Consider the following 18,205-nt stretch of genomic DNA (forward strand, 5'->3'; position numbering starts at 1 on the left):
GAATCTGTTGCCTGTCGACAACACCCGCCAACCTCATCCCATCGCTGCATTGAATCGGCGGCGGTTGTCGGCGATACTTACAGCGCCGCGCGTCTTTTCAGACGCGCAAAGGACGCTGTAACACTTAGAATTTCTCGATCAACCTCAGGAGACTGACATGAGAGCGAACCTGTCCAAACAGAAAGGAAACATCCTCCACAAGGACATTCAGCTTCATGAACATCTGGTTCTCCCGCGCGAGGAAAAACTCGCGACGCCATAACCCCTTCGTAAACCTCCTACGCGATCATCCGACTTCTGCAGACCGCAAGCGGCGCTGGCCGCGCATGCGCAAATTCCTCTTCTACTATCGCCCGCATCTGCCTCTACTGCTGGCGGATCTGCTTTGTGCCATCTTGGTCGCTGGCACGGCGGTCGCCTTGCCGCTCTGCGCCAACATCGTCACGAGCCGCCTTCTCGCTCTGCCCGATGCGCCGCAGGCCTTCGCACAAATCCTTGCGATGGGCGGCGTCATGTTGGCCGTCCTGGCAGTCCAGATCGTTGCCATCTTCTTCGTCGACTATCGCGGCCACGTGATGGGCGCCCGCATCGAGGCCACGGTGCGGCAGGAACTCTTCGAGCACTGCCAGAAGCTCTCATTCAGCTTCTACGACCAGCAGCGCACCGGGCAGCTGATGAGCCGCATCACCAATGACAGTCTGTGGCTGGGCGAGCTCTTTCACCACGGCCCCGAGGATCTTTCCATCGCCGTGCTCAAATATGGCGGCGCCATGCTGGTGCTGTTCCTCATCGATCCGCCATTGGCAGCCCTGATCCTGCTGCTCACCCCGGTGGCGGTGGCCTATGCGCTCTATTTCAACCGGCGTATGAGCCGCGCGCTCGAAGCCAGTAAACGGCAGATCGCCGCCGTCAACGAGCGCGTCGAGGATGCCCTTTCGGGTATTCGCGTCGTCCAGTCCTTTGCCAACGAGGCGCTGGAGAGGGAGCGCTTCGCCGAGCAGAACCGGCGCTTCCTGCAAAGCCGCGCCGAGGGCTATCGCAGCGAGGCCTGGTTTTCGGTCGGCGCCGAAACCTTCGCCCAGCTCATCACCATAATCGTTATCGTCATCGGTGGCCTGCGCATCCTGACGGCGGAACTGACCGTCCCCGATATGCTGACCTTTCTGCTCTGTGTCGCCGTGCTGGTCGATCCGGTGCAGCGGCTCGCCAATTTCGTGCGTCTCTGGCAGGAGGGCTACACCGGTTTTATCAGGGCCATGGAGATCCTGGAGATCGCCCCCGATATCACGGACCGGCCGGCCGCCCATCCGATGCCGGCGCCAACGGGCGAGATCCGTTTTTCCGACGTCGCCTTCGGCTACGAGGGCGATGGTCCGCGGGTGCTCGAGCAGCTCTCGCTCACCATCGCCCCCGGGGAGTTCGTCGCCTTGGTCGGTCCTTCGGGGGTCGGCAAGAGCACGCTTTGCGCGCTGATACCGCGTTTCTACGATGTCGAGGTTGGCACGATCCGCATCGATGGCACCGATATCCGTGACGTGACGCTGGCTTCGCTCCGCCGCCATGTCGGCGTGGTGCAGCAGGATGTCTACCTCTTTGCCGGCACGGTGGCCGAAAACCTGCGCTACAGTCGGCCGGAGGCCAGCGATGCCGAACTGGAAGCGGCCGCGCGCGCCGCCAATGCGCACGACTTCATCATCGCCCTGCCTCAGGGCTATGACACCGATATCGGCCAGCGCGGCGTCAAGCTCTCAGGCGGCCAGCGACAGCGCCTCACCATTGCCCGTGCCTTCCTCAAGAATCCCCAGATTCTGATCTTCGACGAAGCGACCAGCGCGCTCGACAACGAAAGCGAACGGGCAGTGCAGCAGGCGCTGCTCAGCCTCGCGAACGGCCGAACCACCCTGGTCATCGCTCACCGCCTGTCGACCGTCCGCCACGCCGACCGCATCCTGGTCCTGACGGCTGATGGCATCGTCGAACAGGGCACCCATGACGAGCTGATGGCGCAAGACGGCGTCTACGCCAACCTGCACAGCGTCCAGGCCAGCATCTGAGCGCTTGGTCCGTCCCGCGCAACAAAAAAGCCCGGCGTCACTGCGCCGGGCTTTTCATCATCCGTTTCAGGCTGCTGCATAATTCCTTAAATCGGAATCGATTTAAGGGCAAAATTAAGCAGCAATTCAAAATGCTACAGCGTGCTTTGCGCGTCTTTTCAGACGCGCGGCGCTGTAGTCTCAGCCGTTGGCGACCATGCGCTTTTCGTCGCGGCCGCCTTTCATGCGCTCGGCAAGCAGGAAGGCCAGCTCGAGCGCCTGGTCGGCATTGAGGCGCGGATCGCAATGGGTGTGGTAGCGGTCCTGCAGGTCTTCTGCGGTAACGGCGCGGGCGCCGCCGGTGCACTCGGTCACGTCCTTGCCGGTCATCTCGATATGGATGCCGCCCGGATGCGAGCCTTCGGCGCGGTGGATCTGGAAGAAGCTTTCGACTTCCGACAGGATCCGCTCGAAGGGACGGGTCTTGTAGTTGTTGAGCGTAATCGTGTTGCCGTGCATCGGATCGCAGGACCAGACGACCTTGCGGCCCTCGCGCTCGACCGCGCGAATGAGCTTCGGCAGGCTGTCGGCGACCTTCTCATGGCCGAAGCGGCAGATCAGCGTCAGTCGCCCGGCCTCGTTGGCAGGATTCAGGATGTCGATCAGCTGCAGCAGGTCGTCGGCCTGCAGAGACGGGCCGCATTTCAGGCCGATCGGGTTCTTGATGCCGCGGCAATATTCGACATGCGCATGGTCGGCCTGGCGCGTGCGGTCACCGATCCAGATCATGTGGCCCGACGTTGCATACCAGTCGCCCGAGGTGGAATCGACGCGCGTCAGCGCTTCTTCGTAACCGAGCAGCAGCGCCTCGTGGCTGGTGAAGAAATCGGTCTCGCGGAGCGCCGGATGGTTTTCCGACGTGATGCCGATCGCCGTCATGAAATCCATGGTCTCGCTGATGCGGTCGGCAAGCTTGCGGTAGCGCTCGCCCTGCGGGCTGTCCTTGACGAAGCCGAGCATCCACTGGTGCACGTTTTCGAGATTGGCGTAGCCGCCCATCGCAAAGGCGCGCAGAAGATTCAGCGTCGCGGCCGACTGGCGGTAGGCCATGGCCTGGCGCTCCGGGTTCGGAATGCGCGACTCCTCGGTGAATTCGATGCCGTTGATGATGTCGCCGCGATAGGCCGGCAGCGTCACGTCGCCCTGCTTCTCGACATTCGACGAACGCGGCTTGGCGAACTGGCCGGCGATGCGGCCGACCTTGACGACCGGCAGTTGCGCCCCGAAGGTCAGTACGACGGCCATCTGCAGGAAGGCGCGGAAGAAGTCACGGATATTGTCGGCGCCGTGTTCGGCGAAGCTCTCGGCGCAATCGCCGCCCTGCAGCAGGAAGCCGTTGCCTTCGGCGACATTGGCGAGATGCTTCTTCAGGCGGCGTGCTTCACCTGCAAAAACGAGCGGCGGATAGCTGGCAAGCGTGGCTTCCGTTGCCGCCAAAGCGGCTGCGTCGGGATAATCCGGAACCTGCAGGATCGGTTTTTGCCGCCAGCTGCTCGGGGTCCAATTTTCTGCCATCTCACTCACCTGTTCTCACATCCCTGCCTTAGGATGTCCTCAATATGCGGCGGCTTATAGACCTTTAGGTCAGGCTTGCAAAGACCAATCGCCGACAGTTGTCGCCTCACTACCGCCGCCCGCTGTTGTCTGGTTAAACCCGCATATACCATGTCGATTTCCCCATATTTTAGACTTTCAATGTAGAACCGCAAAGAGTTTCAACATCGGGGACATGGCATGGCGATCCTTCCGCCCGGTTTCATATCGGACCGCTCGGGCAATTTTGGCATCATGACGGCGCTGCTGGTCGTACCGCTCTTTGGTGCGGCCGGCATGGCGGTGGATTTCGCCCATGCGCTCAGCCTGAGGACACAGCTTTACGCCGCCGCCGATGCTGCCGCCGTCGGTTCGATCGCCGAGAAATCCGGCGCGGTCGCAACCGCCATGACCATGAGCGGCAACGGCACGATCTCGCTCGGCAAAGACGACGCCCGCAGCATTTTCATATCTCAAATGTCCGGGGAGTTGACCGACGTTCATGTCGATCTCGGCATCGACGTCATCAAGACCGCCAACAAGCTGAATTCGCAGGTTTCCTTCAGCGCGACCGTGCCCACAACCTTCATGCGCATCCTCGGGCGGGACTCGATCACGATGTCGGGCGTTGCGACGGCCGAATATCAAACCGCCGCCTTCATGGATTTCTACATCCTGCTCGACAACACGCCGTCCATGGGCGTCGGCGCAACCGCGACCGATGTTTCCAAGCTGCAGGCAAAAACAGGCTGCGCCTTTGCCTGCCATCAGATGGACCAGAGCACCAACAATTACACCATCGCCAAGAGCCTCGGCGTCGCCATGCGCATCGACGTCGTGCGCCAGGCAACCCAGGCGTTGACCGATACGGCCAAAACCGAACGGGTCAGCAGCGACCAGTTCCGCATGGGCGTCTATACTTTCGGCACCAAGGCCGAAGACGCCAAGCTGACGACGATCTCCAGCCCCACCTCCGACCTGACGAAGGTGAAGAATTACACTGACGCCGTCGACCTGATGACGATCCCCTACCAGAACTACAACCAGGACCAGCTCACGAGCTTCGATAGCGCCCTGACCCAGATGAATACCATCATCGATCCGGCCGGTGACGGCACGTCGAATATCAGCCCCGAAAAGATCCTGTTCTTCGTTTCCGATGGCGTCGGCGACAGCTACAAGCCGTCGACATGCACCAAGAAGACGACCGGCGGCCGCTGTCAGGAACCGATCGACATCTCCTTCTGCAAGCCGCTGAAGGATCGCGGCGTCAAGATCGCCGTGCTCTACACCACCTACCTGCCGTTGCCGAGCAACGATTGGTACAACAAATGGATCAGCCCCTTCCAGAGCGAGATTCCGACGAAGATGCAGGCATGCGCTTCGCCCGGCCTCTATTTCGAGGTGACGCCGACCCAAGGTATCGCCGATGCGATGAAAGCGCTTTTCCTGAAGGTCATCCGGGCGCCGCGCATCACCAGCTAGCGCGTCCGAAAATCGAAATCGATTTTCGGAAAGCACGATACGCAAATTCAAAAAGTTAGAGCGTTCCTTTATGCGTCCGAAGGACACACGGCGCTCTAATTGGACAACCTCCTGAAAGCTCACATCTAATGCATGTCGCCCGGAAGTGTGCAGCAGTTCCGGGTCAACGACATGCATAAAACAAAGAGCTAAAGCCCGTCGCGGCTCAAAGCCGCTTGCCGTCGCGGATCCTATAGCTCGGCGCATACATGGTCACGAGCTCTTCGGCGGCGGTTGGATGCAGCGCCATCGTGCGGTCGAAATCGTCCTTGGTGCAGCCGGCCTTCAGTGTGATGCCGAGCAACTGCGCCATCTCGCCGGCATCGTGGCCGAGGATATGGGCGCCCACCACCCTACGGCTCGCCGCATCGACGATCAGCTTCATGATCATCCGCTCGGTTCGGCCGGAGAGCGTGGCCTTCAGCGGCCGGAACTGGGCACGGTAAACCTCGAGCTCGCCGTAACGTTTGCCTGCATCCTCTTCCGAGAGGCCGACAGTGCCGATCTCCGGCTGCGAGAAGACGGCGGTCGGGATCAGCTCGTAGTCCGGCCGGGTCGGATTGTTCTTGTATTCGGTCTCGATGAAGCACATCGCCTCGTGGATCGCCACCGGCGTCAGCTGTACCCGGTTGGTGACATCACCGAGCGCATAGATGTTTTCAACATTGGTGCGGGAATATTCATCGACGATAACGGCGCCGCGTTCGTCGACGGCGACGCCGGCCGCCTCGAGGCCGAGGCCTTCGCTGTTCGGTTCGCGCCCGAGCGCCAGCATGACGACGCCGGCCTGCAGCGTGCCGTTATTCAGTGTCTCCAGAATGAGCCCGTCCTCACCCTTCGAAACCTTCTGCAGCGTGTCGTGGCAGAGGATGCGGATGCCCTTGGCGACCATAGCCTCGTGCAGCCCGCGTCTCAGATCCTCGTCGAAGCGCGACAAGATCTCGGCGCCGCGATAGATCAGCGTCGTCTCGACGCCGAGGCCATGGAAGATATTGGCGAATTCGACGGCAATATAGCCGCCGCCGGCGATGACGATCGATTTCGGCAACTCTTCAAGATGAAAGGCCTCGTTGGAGGAGATGCAGAGTTCGTGACCGGGAAGGGCTGCATGCGGGTTCGGCCGTCCGCCGGTGGCAATCACGATCGTCTTGGCCGTCACCGTCTGTCCAGTCTTCAGCAGCCGGACCGTATGGGCATCGACGAGCTCTGCGCGCGTTTCCAGGATTTCGGCATTGGCGCCGGCGAGACCTTTCTTGTAGAGGCCTTCCAGACGGGCGATTTCAACATCCTTGGCCGCCACCAGCTTCTTCCAGTCGAAGCTGCTTTCGCCAACCGTCCAGCCGAAGCCCGCCGCATCCTCGAAATGCTCGTGGAACTGCGAGGCGTAGACGAAGAGCTTCTTCGGCACGCAGCCGCGGATGACGCAGGTGCCGCCGTAGCGGTACTCCTCGGCGATCGCCACCTTCTTGCCGAGCGAGGCGGCGACACGCGCGCCGCGCACGCCTCCGGAACCGCCACCGATGACGAAGAGGTCGTAGTCGTAGGAAGACATGAGGAGCTCCGGAAGGGAATCGCAGGAAGGATGTTCCTGATATAGGGGCGATCATCACGAAAACAAAAGCCCGCTCCTGCGTCATCCCGTTCCCATCGCCGAATCTTCGTTGTAAACGGCTGCGATTGACGCGGTCGCCGAAGGCTGGCAGGCAATCCAAGGGATGGAACAGAATGCCGGAGCAAAAGATGGATCAAACTCTCTTCACCAACCTGTGCAGGGCAGGCAAATTCAAGGAAGCGCTCGGCCTCGCCATTCAGGGCCATGAGGACGAAAAATATACGCCGAGCCGTTTCTCGATCGACAAGAAGACGAGACTGCCGATATTCTACCGCGGCAACAAGCGCGTGGAGCCGGATGAGGAGGGTGTGTGGCAACTTGCAAAGAACCCGAACGCATAGGGGCTGATTGCACCCGCCGGCCGATTGCTGCGCTTAGCCGGTGATGCGGAATTCCGACGGCTTCTTCTCAAGCTGCACGGCTTCCGTCTCGATGCCCGAAACCGATGACCCTAAAGGCCCGCGCCCGAAACGCTCGATCATTGTCGTGACGGCGGCGTCGGGACCTGCGATCAAAGCGACGACGGCCCCGTTCTCTTCATTGCGAACCCAGCCCGTCAAACCGAGCCGCACCGCCTCGTCGCGCGTCCACATGCGAAAACCGACGCCCTGGACCTTGCCGGATATGCGTACTCGGACAGCCTTGTAACGATCGGACATGTCTGCAGTCACCTGAAGCCTCGCCGCGGCATTTGCCGCATCATAGCAAAAAAGCCCGGACGATGCCGGGCTTTTGCAAATGTGATGGCGCAGGTCTTACTGCTGGGCAGCCGGTGCCGGCGCCGGGGCGGTCGGGCTGTCGGTTGCCGGCGGCGGTGCTTTGATGACCTTGGAAAGCTCGGCGTTACTCTGCTTTTCCAGGTCGCGGGAAATGCCCTGCGCCCAGATGTCGGCAGCCTTCGCCGTCTCGCGCGAGGCAACCGGGCCGTCACGCAGCAGCTTCTTGCCGACGTCGGAATTATAGAAGTCAGCGATCGCCTTCAGCTCATCGACGGAGAAGGTCTTGGCATAGGTGAGTGCCGCCTCCTTCTCCAGATCGCCGCGGCGCGGCGCCAGCGCCAGCGCCTGCGCGTCGACCGTGGATGAAATGATGTCCTGGTAGTTCGGCGAATCCTGGATCAGGCCGGCCTTCAGGCGCTCGGCGAGACCAGGCAGGATGTTGTCGAACTGGGCAGTGGCGCCAATGGCGTCGATCGCCGCGCGAGATGCCTTCAGCTGCTCCTCGGAGACTTCCTGCGCCTTAGCGACGGAGCCGAAGGCAAGCCCGGAAAGAACGACGGCCGCAGCGGCGAGACGGCCAAGACCTGCAATGTTCATCATGAGTATATGCTCCTGTTATCTGTTTGCCTGCAGTGTGCGCACACCCGCAGGACCGGCAATGATCGCAAGTGCCGCCATATTGATAAAGAGCCCGTGTTCGACGACGCCGGGTATGGAATTCAGCTCGCTCGAAAGCGCCTCTGCATCAGGAATGCGGCCAAAAGATGCATCAATGATGTGATGGCCGCCATCCGTGGTAAACTCTCCGTCACCCGACTGGCGCAGAGCGAGTTCACCCGAGAGGCCGAGCCGGGCCGCGACCTTTTCGATCGCGATGCGCGTCGAGACGAGCCCGAACTGATTGACCTCGATCGGCAGCGCGAAGGCGCCGAGCATTTCGACCAACTTGCTCTCGTCGGCAATGACGATCATCCGCTCGGAGGCGGCTGCGACGATCTTTTCGCGCAGCAGCGCACCGCCGCCGCCCTTGATCAGCCTGAGCCCCGTATCGACCTCGTCGGCGCCATCAATCGTCAGGTCGAGCGCCGGCAGCTCGTCGAGCGACCTCAACGGCACGCCGAGTTCGACGCAGAGTCGCGCGGTTCTTTCGGACGTCGGAACGCCTTCGACCCTGAAGCCGCCCGCGACCTTCTCTGCCAGCAGGCGAACGAATTCTTCCGCCGTGCTGCCGGTGCCGATCCCGAGGCGCATCCCGCCTTCGACATGGGCGAGTGCGGCCTCGGCGGCCTTGATCTTCATTTCGCGGGCATCCATGCGCCGCCAGCTCCAATTATTGCGTTGGATGTGCTGTTTACACGGCTCGCCTGGCAAACGAAAGTCAAAATCATCACGGAAAATGAAAAGCCGAAACAGAGGCCTGCGGCCTTCCCAGCCATCGCCGGACGTTGCTTTCCGCCGCGCGATCGCCTACCTCAGGGACGATCCACCGCTCCCTAGGACGATCCATTGCTCCTCAAGACGACCATCGCTCAAAGAGACATGCCCTTGACCCCTGCCCCCGCTAGCCCAGCGCTTGTCGTCTTCGATCTCGACGGCACCCTCCTCGATACCCATGTGGACCTGGTCGAGAGCCTGAACCATACGATCTCGGCCCTTGACCTCGAACCGGTCAGCTATGACGAACTCACCCATCTCGTCGGCCAAGGCGCGCGCGTGATGATCGAGCGCGCCTGCCGGCTGCGCGGCCATCCGCTCGAAGGCGACGCCCTGCCGCAGCTGGTCGAGCGTTTCGTTGCCCACTATGCCGGCAACATGCCAGGCCGTACCGAACCCTATCCCGGCCTAATCGCCGCCATGGACCGGCTTAGATCCGAAGGTTACCGCCTTGCCGTCTGCACCAACAAGATGGAAAGCCTGGCACTCGGCCTGCTCGACAAGCTCGACCTCACCCGATATTTCGACGCAATATCAGGCGGCGACACCTTCCCAGTGCGCAAGCCCGACGCCCGCCATCTCACCGGCACCATCGAGCGTGCCGGCGGCGACATCGCGCGCACGGTGATGATTGGCGACAGCATCAACGACATCGCCGTTGCCAAGAATGCCGGCGTCCCCTCGATTGCCGTGCCGTTCGGTTATTCCGACGTGCCGGTTTCGAGCCTCAATCCGGATGTTATCATCACCCATTTCGATGAGCTGACATCGGAGCTGGTGGAAATGCTGTTACGGGAATACGCGGAGAAGGTTGCCGTCTGAGATCGGAGCCGTCTCTCCGCTTTCTGCTGAGGCGCCACACGGGACGCCCTCTCCACTTGTTCCCATTGCGCGCTCGCTGCAAAAAAAACGGGCGGCCCAAAGACCGCCCGCCAGCATCACTGTAATCCGATTCGATTATCAGATCTGCGCTCCACGTGCCTTGGTCGTCGCGTCGAAGGCCTTGTCGACATAGGCGTCGCGGCCGTAGACGTCGTCGAAATATTCCACCACGCCGTCCTTGTTCGGCCAAGCCGTGAAGTAGGAGACGTAGACCGGGATCTTCTGCGGCACGCGCACCGCATGGTTCTGCCCGTTGGCGATCTGCTTGGCGACGTCGTCGACCGTCGTGCTGAGCACCGCAGCCGCCATCGCACGCGGATCGGCAAGGCGCACGCAACCGTGGCTCAGCGCCCGCATGTCGCGCTTGAAGAAGCTCTTCGACGGCGTGTCGTGCATGTAGATCGCGTGGCTGTTCGGGAACAGGATCTTGAGTTCGCCGAGCGCATTGTCGCTGCTCGGCGGCTGGCGCACCGAGACGTTATCGGTCGAGCCGTACCAGTCGACGCTTGAAGAGGCGACGGCATGGCCGTTCACCTCGACTTCATAACCGAGCTGGTCGAGATAGTTCGGATCCGAGCGCAGCTTCGGCAGCATCTCGTTGATGATGATCGACTGCGGCACGCCCCAGAAAGGGTTGAATTCCACCGTCTCGATCTCGTCGTCGAAGAAATAGGTCTGATTGTTCTTGCCGCCGACCACCACGCGCATCGACAGCTGTTCCTTGCCGTCATTGTGGTAGTAGACCATGTAGGCGGGCTGGTTGATCATAACGTAGCGGGAACCAAGATCTTCCGGCAGCCAGCGCGCCTGCTCCATAGCGACGACGAGCTTGTCGATCTTCGAGGCATTGGTGTCGCCGCCGGTCATGGCGCGCACGGTCGCCTGGCCGATAACGCCATCGGGCTTCAGCCCGCGCTCCTTCTGGAAGTCCTCGACCAGCGAAACGATATCAGGCGAATAGTCGCTGCTGCCTGCGTAAGCGGCAAGCGTTGCCGCATGATCGGTCCTCAACGTTTCGGAGCCGTGCTTGCCGATCGCCTTGACGATATTGGCGATCTCGGGCGAGCTGTCGCCAGGCCTCAGCAAATTGTCGAGCGAAACGACGATTCGCTCCTCATTGCCGCCATCGGCGGCGCGAAGCTTTGCAAGCTCCGCCTTGAGCGCCAGGAATTGCGGACTATCAGGCGAGCGACTGGCGATGTAGGCGCCGACATCGGGGCTCATGCGGGCAAGCTTCAGCACCGGGGCCAGATTGACCACCTTGCGCTGGAAGTCGTGATAGCCGGAGATCTTGTTCGGATCGATGCGGCCGCGCACCGTATCCTGCACAAAGGCGAGCACTTTGGCGGAGAGTTCGAGCTCAAACTGTGTCAGCGCCCGGTCGCGGAAGGCGGGATCGGGATTGGCCGGGTCGATATCAGGAGCCTGGACGGCGTAATCTTCTGGGTCGAGGCCGACGAAGGCCGCATCGGCAAGAACTGACATCGCCGACTTGGCGCGGTCGTTGATCCGGTTGCCCTCGACCCAGACGAGCGGATTGCGGCTGTCGCCGTAGTAGGCTTCGAGCGCTTTTGCGACGTCGGCATTGGCGCGCACCTTGGCCTGCGCCAGGAAACGGCGCTGTACGGCGGGTTCGGCGCTGGCATCGCCGCTGCCCGAAACATCGGCGACTGCGCCGGTGACGACGGGATCGGCGAACTTGCCGGTATCGACGAACTGCAGCGTCTCGGTTTTGTAGGCATAATAACGCGGACCGCTCACCTTCGGCAGCGGCGCCTCAGGGTCGAGCCCGCCAAGCGATCCGCCGATGCCGCCGCGCTGGCCTACACGGCCGGGCGGCATCTGGTCCATGAAGATGGTGCTCTGGGTCCGCTGCCTGTCGCCGCGCAGCATATCCATCAGCGTATAGGCATGCGCGGGAGCAGCACTCATCACTGCCAGGCCGCAGGAGAGTGCCAATGCGGATACCGCGCTTTTCAAAACGAACGTCATATATCTTCCAGTCCCGGTGTCATGCTGTTCTTGTCACGAGCGCAAGGCTCAAGCTCAAATCCCGCGAAACTCAAGCAGCGTAGGGCCTCATTGATCAGAAACCGGCCTGCGCCGCCAGCGCTGGCGGACTCAATTTTGTGTGACGGAGATCCTGCACGGCGCCGCGCAGCAGTTCACACAAAATTATGAAATTATTAGTTAATTTTTTACCGAATTCTCGCTCCCAGACTAGTGTGGCGATAACGCCCGGACGCATAAAATTTCCAAAGTGGCTTAAAAAGCACGCCGAAAAGCTTGCGCAAACATGACTTCCGATTTCAATATTTCGCACGGCGTCCAGTTTTCTTGTTCGGCTTTCCAACCTATAAGACCTCATCTTTCGAAGATGCCCGAAAACAGCATGTAAGGGAAGGCAAGGCTGATGACCGCAACGCGCACCGAAACCGATACTTTTGGCCCGATCGACGTCGCCGCCGACCGATACTGGGGCGCCCAGGCCGAGCGTTCGCTCGGCAATTTCAAGATCGGCTGGGAAAAGCAGCCGCTGTCGATCGTGCGTGCGCTCGGCATCGTCAAACAGGCCGCCGCCCGCGCCAATGTGTCGCTCGGCCAGCTCGATCCTGCCCTCGGCAAAGCGATCGGCGACGCCGCCCAGGAGGTGATCGACGGCAAGCTGAACGACCACTTTCCGCTGGTCGTCTGGCAGACCGGTTCGGGCACACAGTCCAATATGAATGCCAACGAAGTAATCTCCAATCGTGCAATAGAAATGCTTGGCGGCGTCATGGGTTCCAAGAAGCCGGTGCATCCGAACGACCACGTCAATATGAGCCAGTCGTCGAACGACACCTATCCGACGGCCATGCACATCGCCTGCGCCGAACGGATCGCCCATCACCTGCTGCCAGCCCTGAAGCACCTGCATGCCGCCCTCGACATGAAGGTCACCGAATTCAGCCACATCATCAAGATCGGCCGCACCCACACCCAGGATGCGACGCCGTTGACGCTCGGCCAGGAATTTTCGGGATATGCCGCTCAGGTCGGCTCCGCCATCAAGCGCATCGAAATGACCCTGCCCGGCCTTTGCGAACTCGCCCAGGGCGGCACTGCCGTCGGCACTGGCCTCAACGCGCCGGTGGGTTTTGCCGAAAAGGTCGCCGAAGAGATCGCTGCGATCACAGGCATGCCTTTTGTCACCGCGCCGAACAAGTTCGAGGCGCTCGCCTCGCATGACAGCATGGTCTTTTCCCATGGAGCCATCAATGCGGCAGCCGCCGCCCTCTTCAAGATCGCCAACGATATCCGCTTGCTCGGTTCCGGCCCGCGCGCCGGCCTCGGCGAGCTGGCCTTGCCGGAAAACGAGCCCGGCTCCTCGATCATGCCCGGCAAGGTCAATCCGACCCAGTGCGAGGCGCTGACCCAGGTCTGCATCCATATATTCGGCAACAACGCGGCTCTGACCTTCGCCGACAGCCAGGGCCATTTCGAACTCAACGTCTACAATCCGATGATGGCCTATAATTTCCTGCAGTCGGTGCAACTGCTCGCCGACGCCGCCGTCTCCTTCACCGACAACTGCGTCGTCGGCATCGAGGCGCGCGAGGACAATATCAAGGCAGGCCTCGAACGCTCGCTGATGCTGGTGACCGCACTCGCCCCGAAAATCGGCTACGACGCAGCCGCGAAGATCGCCAAGACGGCGCACAAGAACGGCACGACGCTGAAGGAAGAGGCCCTCGCCAGCGGCCTGGTGACATCGGAAGAGTACGACGAGATCGTGCGCCCGGAAACGATGATCGGGCCGAAGTAGGAAGGTCGCATAGGCCACAGCCCCTGAGCCGGCTGCCGCCACCAACTTGGGTCGAGCCACAGGTCTCGACCCGTCCTTCGGACCCCCGCTCGCGGGGAGAAGGGGATATGCCGCAACTCCCTCAAGCCTATAGCAGGGCAAACAGCGAAAAATTGTCCATCACGACGGAATTGCCCATGAAGTCGAAACGGATTTCTTCGATGTCTTCGAGATTGACCTCGAGAGTGGGGCCGGTGACCTCGAGCTCCTGCTGATAAACGATCTGGCCGTCGTTCAGCGCGGTGAGCGTCAGGTGAAAGGGCGCTGCCGACAATTCGGCAATCGAAACGCTCTGAAAGGTGAATTCCCCGCCATCGAGCATTTTCAAGCTTACGGGCGCAGAACCCGGCGATAGAACGGTATCGCTGAAACCGTCCTCGGTGATGGCGTCGACACCCGGGATGGTATCATGGACATACCCGTTCAGAAGCGTCACCTCGTGGCTTCCATTCACCGAGAGCGCAAAGTTGCGATAATCAGGCAGAGAGAAATTATCGGCCCTCGACGTGACGCCCAAATCGTCGAAATCCGGGATTTCGTGGTATTTGTCGCCTTCGTTGACGCCGTCGATCGCGAGCGTCAACACGCCGAGGTCCGTGCCTCCTGAGCCATCGGACATCTTGAAGCTCAGCTTCTCGATGAGCTGATCGTATTTCGTTAAATTTTTCACGACGTCGAGCGTGTAGTCCAGCTCGTACTCGAAGTGACCGTCAGGTTTAAGTCTGAAGGTTCCGTATTCGCCCCTTATGATCGTTTCGTGGTCAGGTCCATGTTTGGCGTCGATACGCACGCCATTGACGAAGCGAACATACATGTCCGCTCCCTCCGGATCGCTGGAGAGGCGCAGCAGATTCCCGCGGATCCAATTGTCTTCGAAAAAAACGAGAAGGTCGTCGACAGCAGTTGGCTTTGCATTTGTCATTGGAAGCCCCGGCAGGTTAACGCTGCCGGGAATATGAACTGGCCTCGAGCAGAAGGCAACCTGGAGTCGTTTTTGTCGAGGCTATTACACTAGCCTCATCCACTGCGCGTGACGCAGCACGCGCGACCATGGCTTAACCTGCCAGACTCCGCCGCATCCCGATTGCATTTGCCCGGCAGCGGATTTAGACCGGTTCCAATCTAGCGACGCCCTACCAGAAAGGTCACTTCGATGGCTGACGATCTCTTCCCCCTCGGCAAGGATGCCACCCCCTATCGCAAGATCAGCGGCGGCCATGTCTCGGTCGATACGTTCAAGGGCCAGGAGATCCTGACCGTCGAGCCGGAAGGCATTCGCCTGCTGGCCGAAACCGCCTTTGCCGATATCAACCATCTGCTGCGCCCCGGCCATCTGAAGCAGCTTGCCTCGATCCTCGACGACCCCGAGGCCACAGACAATGACCGTTTCGTCGCCTACGATCTCCTGAAGAACGCCAATATCGCCGCTGGCGGCGTGCTGCCCATGTGCCAGGATACCGGCACGGCGATCATCATGGGCAAGAAGGGCCGCAGGGTGTGGACCGAAGGCGAGGATACGGCGGCGCTGGCCCGCGGCGTCCTGGATGCCTATGAGAAGAAGAACCTGCGTTACTCGCAGCTCGCGCCGGTCAAAATGTTCGAGGAGAAGAATACCAGGAACAATCTGCCGGCCCAGATCGACATCTACGAGGAAGGCACCGACGCCTATGAATTCCTCTTCGTCGCCAAGGGCGGCGGCTCGGCCAACAAGACCTTTCTCTACCAAGGCACGCCCTCGCTCCTGACGCACGATCGCATGATCGACTTCCTCAAGGAGAAGATCCTGACGTTAGGGACGGCAGCCTGTCCTCCCTATCATCTGGCGATCGTCATCGGCGGCACCTCGGCCGAGATGAACCTGAAAACGGTCAAGCTCGCCTCCACCCGCTATCTCGACGAGCTGCCGACCGAAGGGTCCGAGAGCGGCCACGCCTTCCGCGACATCGAGATGGAGAAGGAAATCCACCGACTGACGCAGCAAATGGGCGTCGGCGCCCAGTTCGGCGGCAAGTATTTCTGCCATGACGTGCGCGTCATCCGCCTGCCCCGCCACGGCGCCTCGCTGCCGATCGGCCTCGGCGTCTCCTGTTCCGCCGACCGCCAGGCCAAGGGCCGCATCACCCGCGACGGCATTTTCGTCGAGCAGCTCGAAACCGATCCGTCGAAATACATGCCCGAGATCGATGAGGCCCAACTGTCGGAATCGACGGTGCGCATTGATCTCAACCGGCCGATGGCCGAGGTGCTCACCGAGCTCTCCAGGCATCCGGTCAAGACGCGCCTGTCGCTATCGGGCACCATCATCGTCGCTCGCGACCTGGCGCATGCCAAGATCCGCGAGCGGCTGGAAAAGGGCGAAGGCATGCCGGATTACCTGAAGAACCACCCAGTCTATTATGCCGGCCCCGCCAAGACGCCTGCAGGTTACGCCTCCGGCTCCTTCGGTCCGACGACCGCCGGGCGCATGGACAGCTACGTCGACCAGTTCCAATCCTTCGGCGGCTCGATGATAATGCTCGCCAAGGGCAACCGTTCGCGCGCCGTGCGCGAGGCCTGCAAGAAACATGGCGGCTTTTACTTAGGCTCGATCGGCGGCCCCGCCGCCCGTCTTGCCCAGGACTGTATCCGCAAGGTCGAAGTCTTCGAATATCCCGAGCTCGGCATGGAAGCCGTCTGGAAGATCGACGTCGAAGACTTCCCTGCCTTCATCGTCATCGACGACAAGGGCAATGATTTTTTCCAGGAGCTAAATTTGGGGTGAGTGGCGGGCTGCGTTGCCGCCTGCTTTACCGAGCCGACGCCTTATCCGACGCGCTTATATTCTGTATTCTGCGCGCCATCGACCCTTGCGAGGATCTCCGTGCGCCCGGCGAAGAAGCCGGTGTGCTCCAGAAGCAAGGCCCCAGCGGCGAAAACGGTAAGGGCGAGGATGGCGAAAGAAATAGAGCGCGACGTTTCCATCATCTCACCCCCTGGTTTGCGAGCTGCGATCGCGCCCGCTGCCCAGGAAATATCCTTGCGAAATATTGGCGCTGCAATACGAAACGGCCAAAACCAGCTGTCGACAAGATGAATACGGTCTGCGGCAGAGAAGAACTGTAAGTTTTTTCAGACACTGTACCCGCCCAGCGAGTATGCACTGTCCCACTAAAGATACGTTTTTCCGTGGAGAATCATAGGTCTGATCGAAGTATTGCCCCATGGGGCATTTGTCGTATGTAATCTTCGGTATATATCGCTTTAATCTTTTCCCAAGAAATTTAAGCTAACAAATAGAATATTGCCTTTGAATATATGAGGAGTTCGCCGGATGAATACGGCTGTCGCGCCCAAGGTGCCGGTTCCCGACGTTGCGGGTCAGATCACCTATGCCATGCGCTCCATGAGCGTCGCGCCGATACCGCGCAATTACCAACTCTTCTACGAGGCCTATATCGGCTCCAATCCAGCCCTGACCCGCGAGCTCGCGGCCCTCGGCGGCCAGGTAACCCAGGCCGAACTCGATGCGCTCGGCGCGCAGCACTTCACCCACAGCCCGGCCCGTGTCTTCGACGATGCCCATACGCGCATATCAGGCGAGCTCGATGGCCTGCTGCGCATTCTCAGGCAGGAGCAGAGTTCGCTGGAAAGCTACACCAGACTGCTCGGCGAGACCCACAAGCGCATCACCTCCAAGAGCAATGCCAGCGCCGAACTGATCGAAAACGCCATCGATCTCCTGAGCCAGGCAACCGGCGACACCATGGCGCATGGCGAACGCACCGTCGAGGACGTCGTCCAGCGCTCGCAGGAGATGGATCAGGTCCGCAAGGAACTCGACGAATACAAGCGCATCGCCAACACCGACTCGCTGACGCGCCTTTCCAACCGCCGCGCCTTCGACGACCGCCTCGCCGCCATCTTCGACAATTCGAGCATGCGGCCGGTGACGGCGCTGCTGCTCTGCGACATCGACAATTTCAAGAAGATAAACGACACCTACGGCCATCCGGTCGGCGACAAGGTGCTCGCTACCGTAGCTTCCGTCATCCGCAGCAATGTCCGTCGCGACATCTTCGTCGCCCGCACCGGCGGCGAGGAGTTCGCCCTCATCATCGACGGTAACACGCCCGAGGAAGTCACCGGCATCGCCGAGCGCATCCGCCGCACGCTGGAGACGACACCCTTCAAGAATTCCCGCACGCGGGTGAATTACGGTCCGGTCACAGTCTCGATCGGCATCTGCATGGCCTCCAGCGCCGGGGATGCCGGCGAACTCTACAGCAAGACCGACATCGCGCTCTACGGCGCCAAGAATGCCGGCCGCAACTGCACCATCCTCTATCAGGACGGCATGCAGAAGGATTTCACCAAGAGCTGGCTGATCTACAAGACCTGACGGTGATCCGGCGCCGCGCGTGCACTGTCACCGGCAGGTGACGGGGACAAGCTGCTGGCACTCCGGCCAACTCCTGTTTCGTCATGCTCGGGCTTGTCCCGAGCATCTGCAACCGGTGCAGCAGATCCTCGGCACAAGGCCGAGGATGACGTCGAGTAAAGGCCGATGTTTGTCAAAAAAACTGAG

16 protein-coding genes are annotated in these 18,205 nt (G+C 60.8%); 7 read left to right on the forward strand and 9 right to left on the reverse strand.

The window, feature by feature from the left end; genetic code table 11:
* The first annotated feature begins 215 nt into the window (after window positions 1-215).
* Complete coding sequence (locus tag HFO99_RS18160) at window positions 216-2,054, forward strand: ABC transporter ATP-binding protein (RefSeq protein WP_222362654.1); 1,839 nt, start codon at window positions 216-218, stop codon at window positions 2,052-2,054.
* A gap of 180 nt (window positions 2,055-2,234) precedes the next feature.
* Here the strand turns inward: HFO99_RS18160 and HFO99_RS18165 are convergent, their stop codons facing one another.
* Window positions 2,235-3,608, reverse strand: a complete 1,374-nt coding sequence (locus tag HFO99_RS18165; RefSeq protein ID WP_222334930.1) for a class II 3-deoxy-7-phosphoheptulonate synthase — start codon at window positions 3,606-3,608, stop codon at window positions 2,235-2,237.
* Window positions 3,609-3,827: 219 nt separating this feature from the next.
* Here HFO99_RS18165 and HFO99_RS18170 point away from each other — a divergent pair, with 219 nt between their 5' ends.
* The gene (locus HFO99_RS18170) at window positions 3,828-5,111 is read left to right on the forward strand and encodes a TadE/TadG family type IV pilus assembly protein (RefSeq protein WP_222362656.1); all 1,284 of its coding nucleotides are present in this window, start codon (window positions 3,828-3,830) and stop codon (window positions 5,109-5,111) included.
* Window positions 5,112-5,316: 205 nt separating this feature from the next.
* Here the strand turns inward: HFO99_RS18170 and gor are convergent, their stop codons facing one another.
* A complete protein-coding gene (gene gor / locus HFO99_RS18175) occupies window positions 5,317-6,702 on the reverse strand; it encodes a glutathione-disulfide reductase (RefSeq protein ID WP_222334920.1) in 1,386 nt (461 codons plus the stop codon).
* 188 nt (window positions 6,703-6,890) lie between these two features.
* On the opposite strand from gor, the gene HFO99_RS18180 reads away from it, so the two are divergent.
* On the forward strand, window positions 6,891-7,103 hold the full coding sequence (locus HFO99_RS18180; protein WP_029768127.1) for a hypothetical protein: 213 nt from the start codon (window positions 6,891-6,893) through the stop codon (window positions 7,101-7,103).
* A gap of 33 nt (window positions 7,104-7,136) precedes the next feature.
* Here the strand turns inward: HFO99_RS18180 and HFO99_RS18185 are convergent, their stop codons facing one another.
* From HFO99_RS18185 to rpiA, 3 genes are all read right to left on the reverse strand, one after another.
* Window positions 7,137-7,421: an acylphosphatase gene (locus tag HFO99_RS18185; protein ID WP_222334919.1), complete on the reverse strand. Its 285-nt coding sequence runs from the start codon at window positions 7,419-7,421 to the stop codon at window positions 7,137-7,139.
* A gap of 96 nt (window positions 7,422-7,517) precedes the next feature.
* On the reverse strand, window positions 7,518-8,081 hold the full coding sequence (locus tag HFO99_RS18190) for a DUF2059 domain-containing protein (RefSeq protein ID WP_222362658.1): 564 nt from the start codon (window positions 8,079-8,081) through the stop codon (window positions 7,518-7,520).
* A gap of 15 nt (window positions 8,082-8,096) precedes the next feature.
* Window positions 8,097-8,795, reverse strand: a complete 699-nt coding sequence (gene rpiA, locus HFO99_RS18195) for a ribose-5-phosphate isomerase RpiA (RefSeq protein WP_222362660.1) — start codon at window positions 8,793-8,795, stop codon at window positions 8,097-8,099.
* Window positions 8,796-9,020: 225 nt separating this feature from the next.
* Between rpiA and HFO99_RS18200 the strand changes: the two genes are divergently transcribed.
* Entirely contained in the window at window positions 9,021-9,737 is a 717-nt protein-coding gene (locus tag HFO99_RS18200; protein ID WP_222362772.1) for an HAD family hydrolase, read from the forward strand.
* 138 nt (window positions 9,738-9,875) lie between these two features.
* Here HFO99_RS18200 and HFO99_RS18205 read toward each other — a convergent pair whose 3' ends face one another.
* Both HFO99_RS18205 and HFO99_RS18210 read right to left on the reverse strand, forming a co-directional pair.
* Complete coding sequence (locus HFO99_RS18205; RefSeq protein WP_222362662.1) at window positions 9,876-11,789, reverse strand: murein L,D-transpeptidase; 1,914 nt, start codon at window positions 11,787-11,789, stop codon at window positions 9,876-9,878.
* A gap of 94 nt (window positions 11,790-11,883) precedes the next feature.
* Window positions 11,884-12,120 (reverse strand): hypothetical protein, encoded by a 237-nt coding sequence (locus tag HFO99_RS18210; protein WP_222362774.1) that lies wholly within the window; start codon window positions 12,118-12,120, stop codon window positions 11,884-11,886.
* A gap of 90 nt (window positions 12,121-12,210) precedes the next feature.
* Between HFO99_RS18210 and fumC the strand changes: the two genes are divergently transcribed.
* On the forward strand, window positions 12,211-13,602 hold the full coding sequence (fumC, locus tag HFO99_RS18215) for a class II fumarate hydratase (protein WP_222362663.1): 1,392 nt from the start codon (window positions 12,211-12,213) through the stop codon (window positions 13,600-13,602).
* A 127-nt stretch (window positions 13,603-13,729) separates the two neighbouring features.
* Here the strand turns inward: fumC and HFO99_RS18220 are convergent, their stop codons facing one another.
* On the reverse strand, window positions 13,730-14,563 hold the full coding sequence (locus tag HFO99_RS18220; protein WP_222362666.1) for a VCBS domain-containing protein: 834 nt from the start codon (window positions 14,561-14,563) through the stop codon (window positions 13,730-13,732).
* 231 nt (window positions 14,564-14,794) lie between these two features.
* Between HFO99_RS18220 and HFO99_RS18225 the strand changes: the two genes are divergently transcribed.
* The gene (locus tag HFO99_RS18225; RefSeq protein WP_222362668.1) at window positions 14,795-16,402 is read left to right on the forward strand and encodes a fumarate hydratase; all 1,608 of its coding nucleotides are present in this window, start codon (window positions 14,795-14,797) and stop codon (window positions 16,400-16,402) included.
* 41 nt (window positions 16,403-16,443) lie between these two features.
* On the opposite strand, the gene HFO99_RS18230 is transcribed toward HFO99_RS18225, so the two are convergent.
* Entirely contained in the window at window positions 16,444-16,602 is a 159-nt protein-coding gene (locus tag HFO99_RS18230) for a hypothetical protein (RefSeq protein WP_222362671.1), read from the reverse strand.
* Between the two features lie 349 nt (window positions 16,603-16,951).
* On the opposite strand from HFO99_RS18230, the gene HFO99_RS18235 reads away from it, so the two are divergent.
* The gene (locus HFO99_RS18235) at window positions 16,952-18,019 is read left to right on the forward strand and encodes a GGDEF domain-containing protein (RefSeq protein ID WP_222362674.1); all 1,068 of its coding nucleotides are present in this window, start codon (window positions 16,952-16,954) and stop codon (window positions 18,017-18,019) included.
* Window positions 18,020-18,205 lie beyond the last annotated feature (186 nt).

The organism is Rhizobium leguminosarum (genome assembly GCF_019798305.1).
GTDB lineage: Bacteria > Pseudomonadota > Alphaproteobacteria > Rhizobiales > Rhizobiaceae > Rhizobium > Rhizobium leguminosarum_U.

Bases quoted from the DNA above. Each gene is read 5' to 3' on its own strand.
- fumC (WP_222362663.1), top strand. From the start codon at position 12,211: ATGACCGCAACGCGCACCGAAACCGATACTTTTGGCCCGATCGACGTC.
- HFO99_RS18235 (WP_222362674.1), top strand. From the start codon at position 16,952: ATGAATACGGCTGTCGCGCCCAAGGTGCCGGTTCCCGACGTTGCGGGT.
- rpiA (WP_222362660.1), bottom strand. From the start codon at position 8,795: ATGGATGCCCGCGAAATGAAGATCAAGGCCGCCGAGGCCGCACTCGCC.
- HFO99_RS18200 (WP_222362772.1), top strand. From the start codon at position 9,021: ATGCCCTTGACCCCTGCCCCCGCTAGCCCAGCGCTTGTCGTCTTCGAT.
- HFO99_RS18160 (WP_222362654.1), top strand. From the start codon at position 216: ATGAACATCTGGTTCTCCCGCGCGAGGAAAAACTCGCGACGCCATAAC.
- HFO99_RS18170 (WP_222362656.1), top strand. From the start codon at position 3,828: ATGGCGATCCTTCCGCCCGGTTTCATATCGGACCGCTCGGGCAATTTT.
- HFO99_RS18220 (WP_222362666.1), bottom strand. From the start codon at position 14,563: ATGACAAATGCAAAGCCAACTGCTGTCGACGACCTTCTCGTTTTTTTC.
- gor (WP_222334920.1), bottom strand. From the start codon at position 6,702: ATGTCTTCCTACGACTACGACCTCTTCGTCATCGGTGGCGGTTCCGGA.
- HFO99_RS18185 (WP_222334919.1), bottom strand. From the start codon at position 7,421: ATGTCCGATCGTTACAAGGCTGTCCGAGTACGCATATCCGGCAAGGTC.
- HFO99_RS18225 (WP_222362668.1), top strand. From the start codon at position 14,795: ATGGCTGACGATCTCTTCCCCCTCGGCAAGGATGCCACCCCCTATCGC.
- HFO99_RS18180 (WP_029768127.1), top strand. From the start codon at position 6,891: ATGGATCAAACTCTCTTCACCAACCTGTGCAGGGCAGGCAAATTCAAG.
- HFO99_RS18205 (WP_222362662.1), bottom strand. From the start codon at position 11,789: ATGACGTTCGTTTTGAAAAGCGCGGTATCCGCATTGGCACTCTCCTGC.
- HFO99_RS18230 (WP_222362671.1), bottom strand. From the start codon at position 16,602: ATGGAAACGTCGCGCTCTATTTCTTTCGCCATCCTCGCCCTTACCGTT.
- HFO99_RS18190 (WP_222362658.1), bottom strand. From the start codon at position 8,081: ATGATGAACATTGCAGGTCTTGGCCGTCTCGCCGCTGCGGCCGTCGTT.
- HFO99_RS18165 (WP_222334930.1), bottom strand. From the start codon at position 3,608: ATGGCAGAAAATTGGACCCCGAGCAGCTGGCGGCAAAAACCGATCCTG.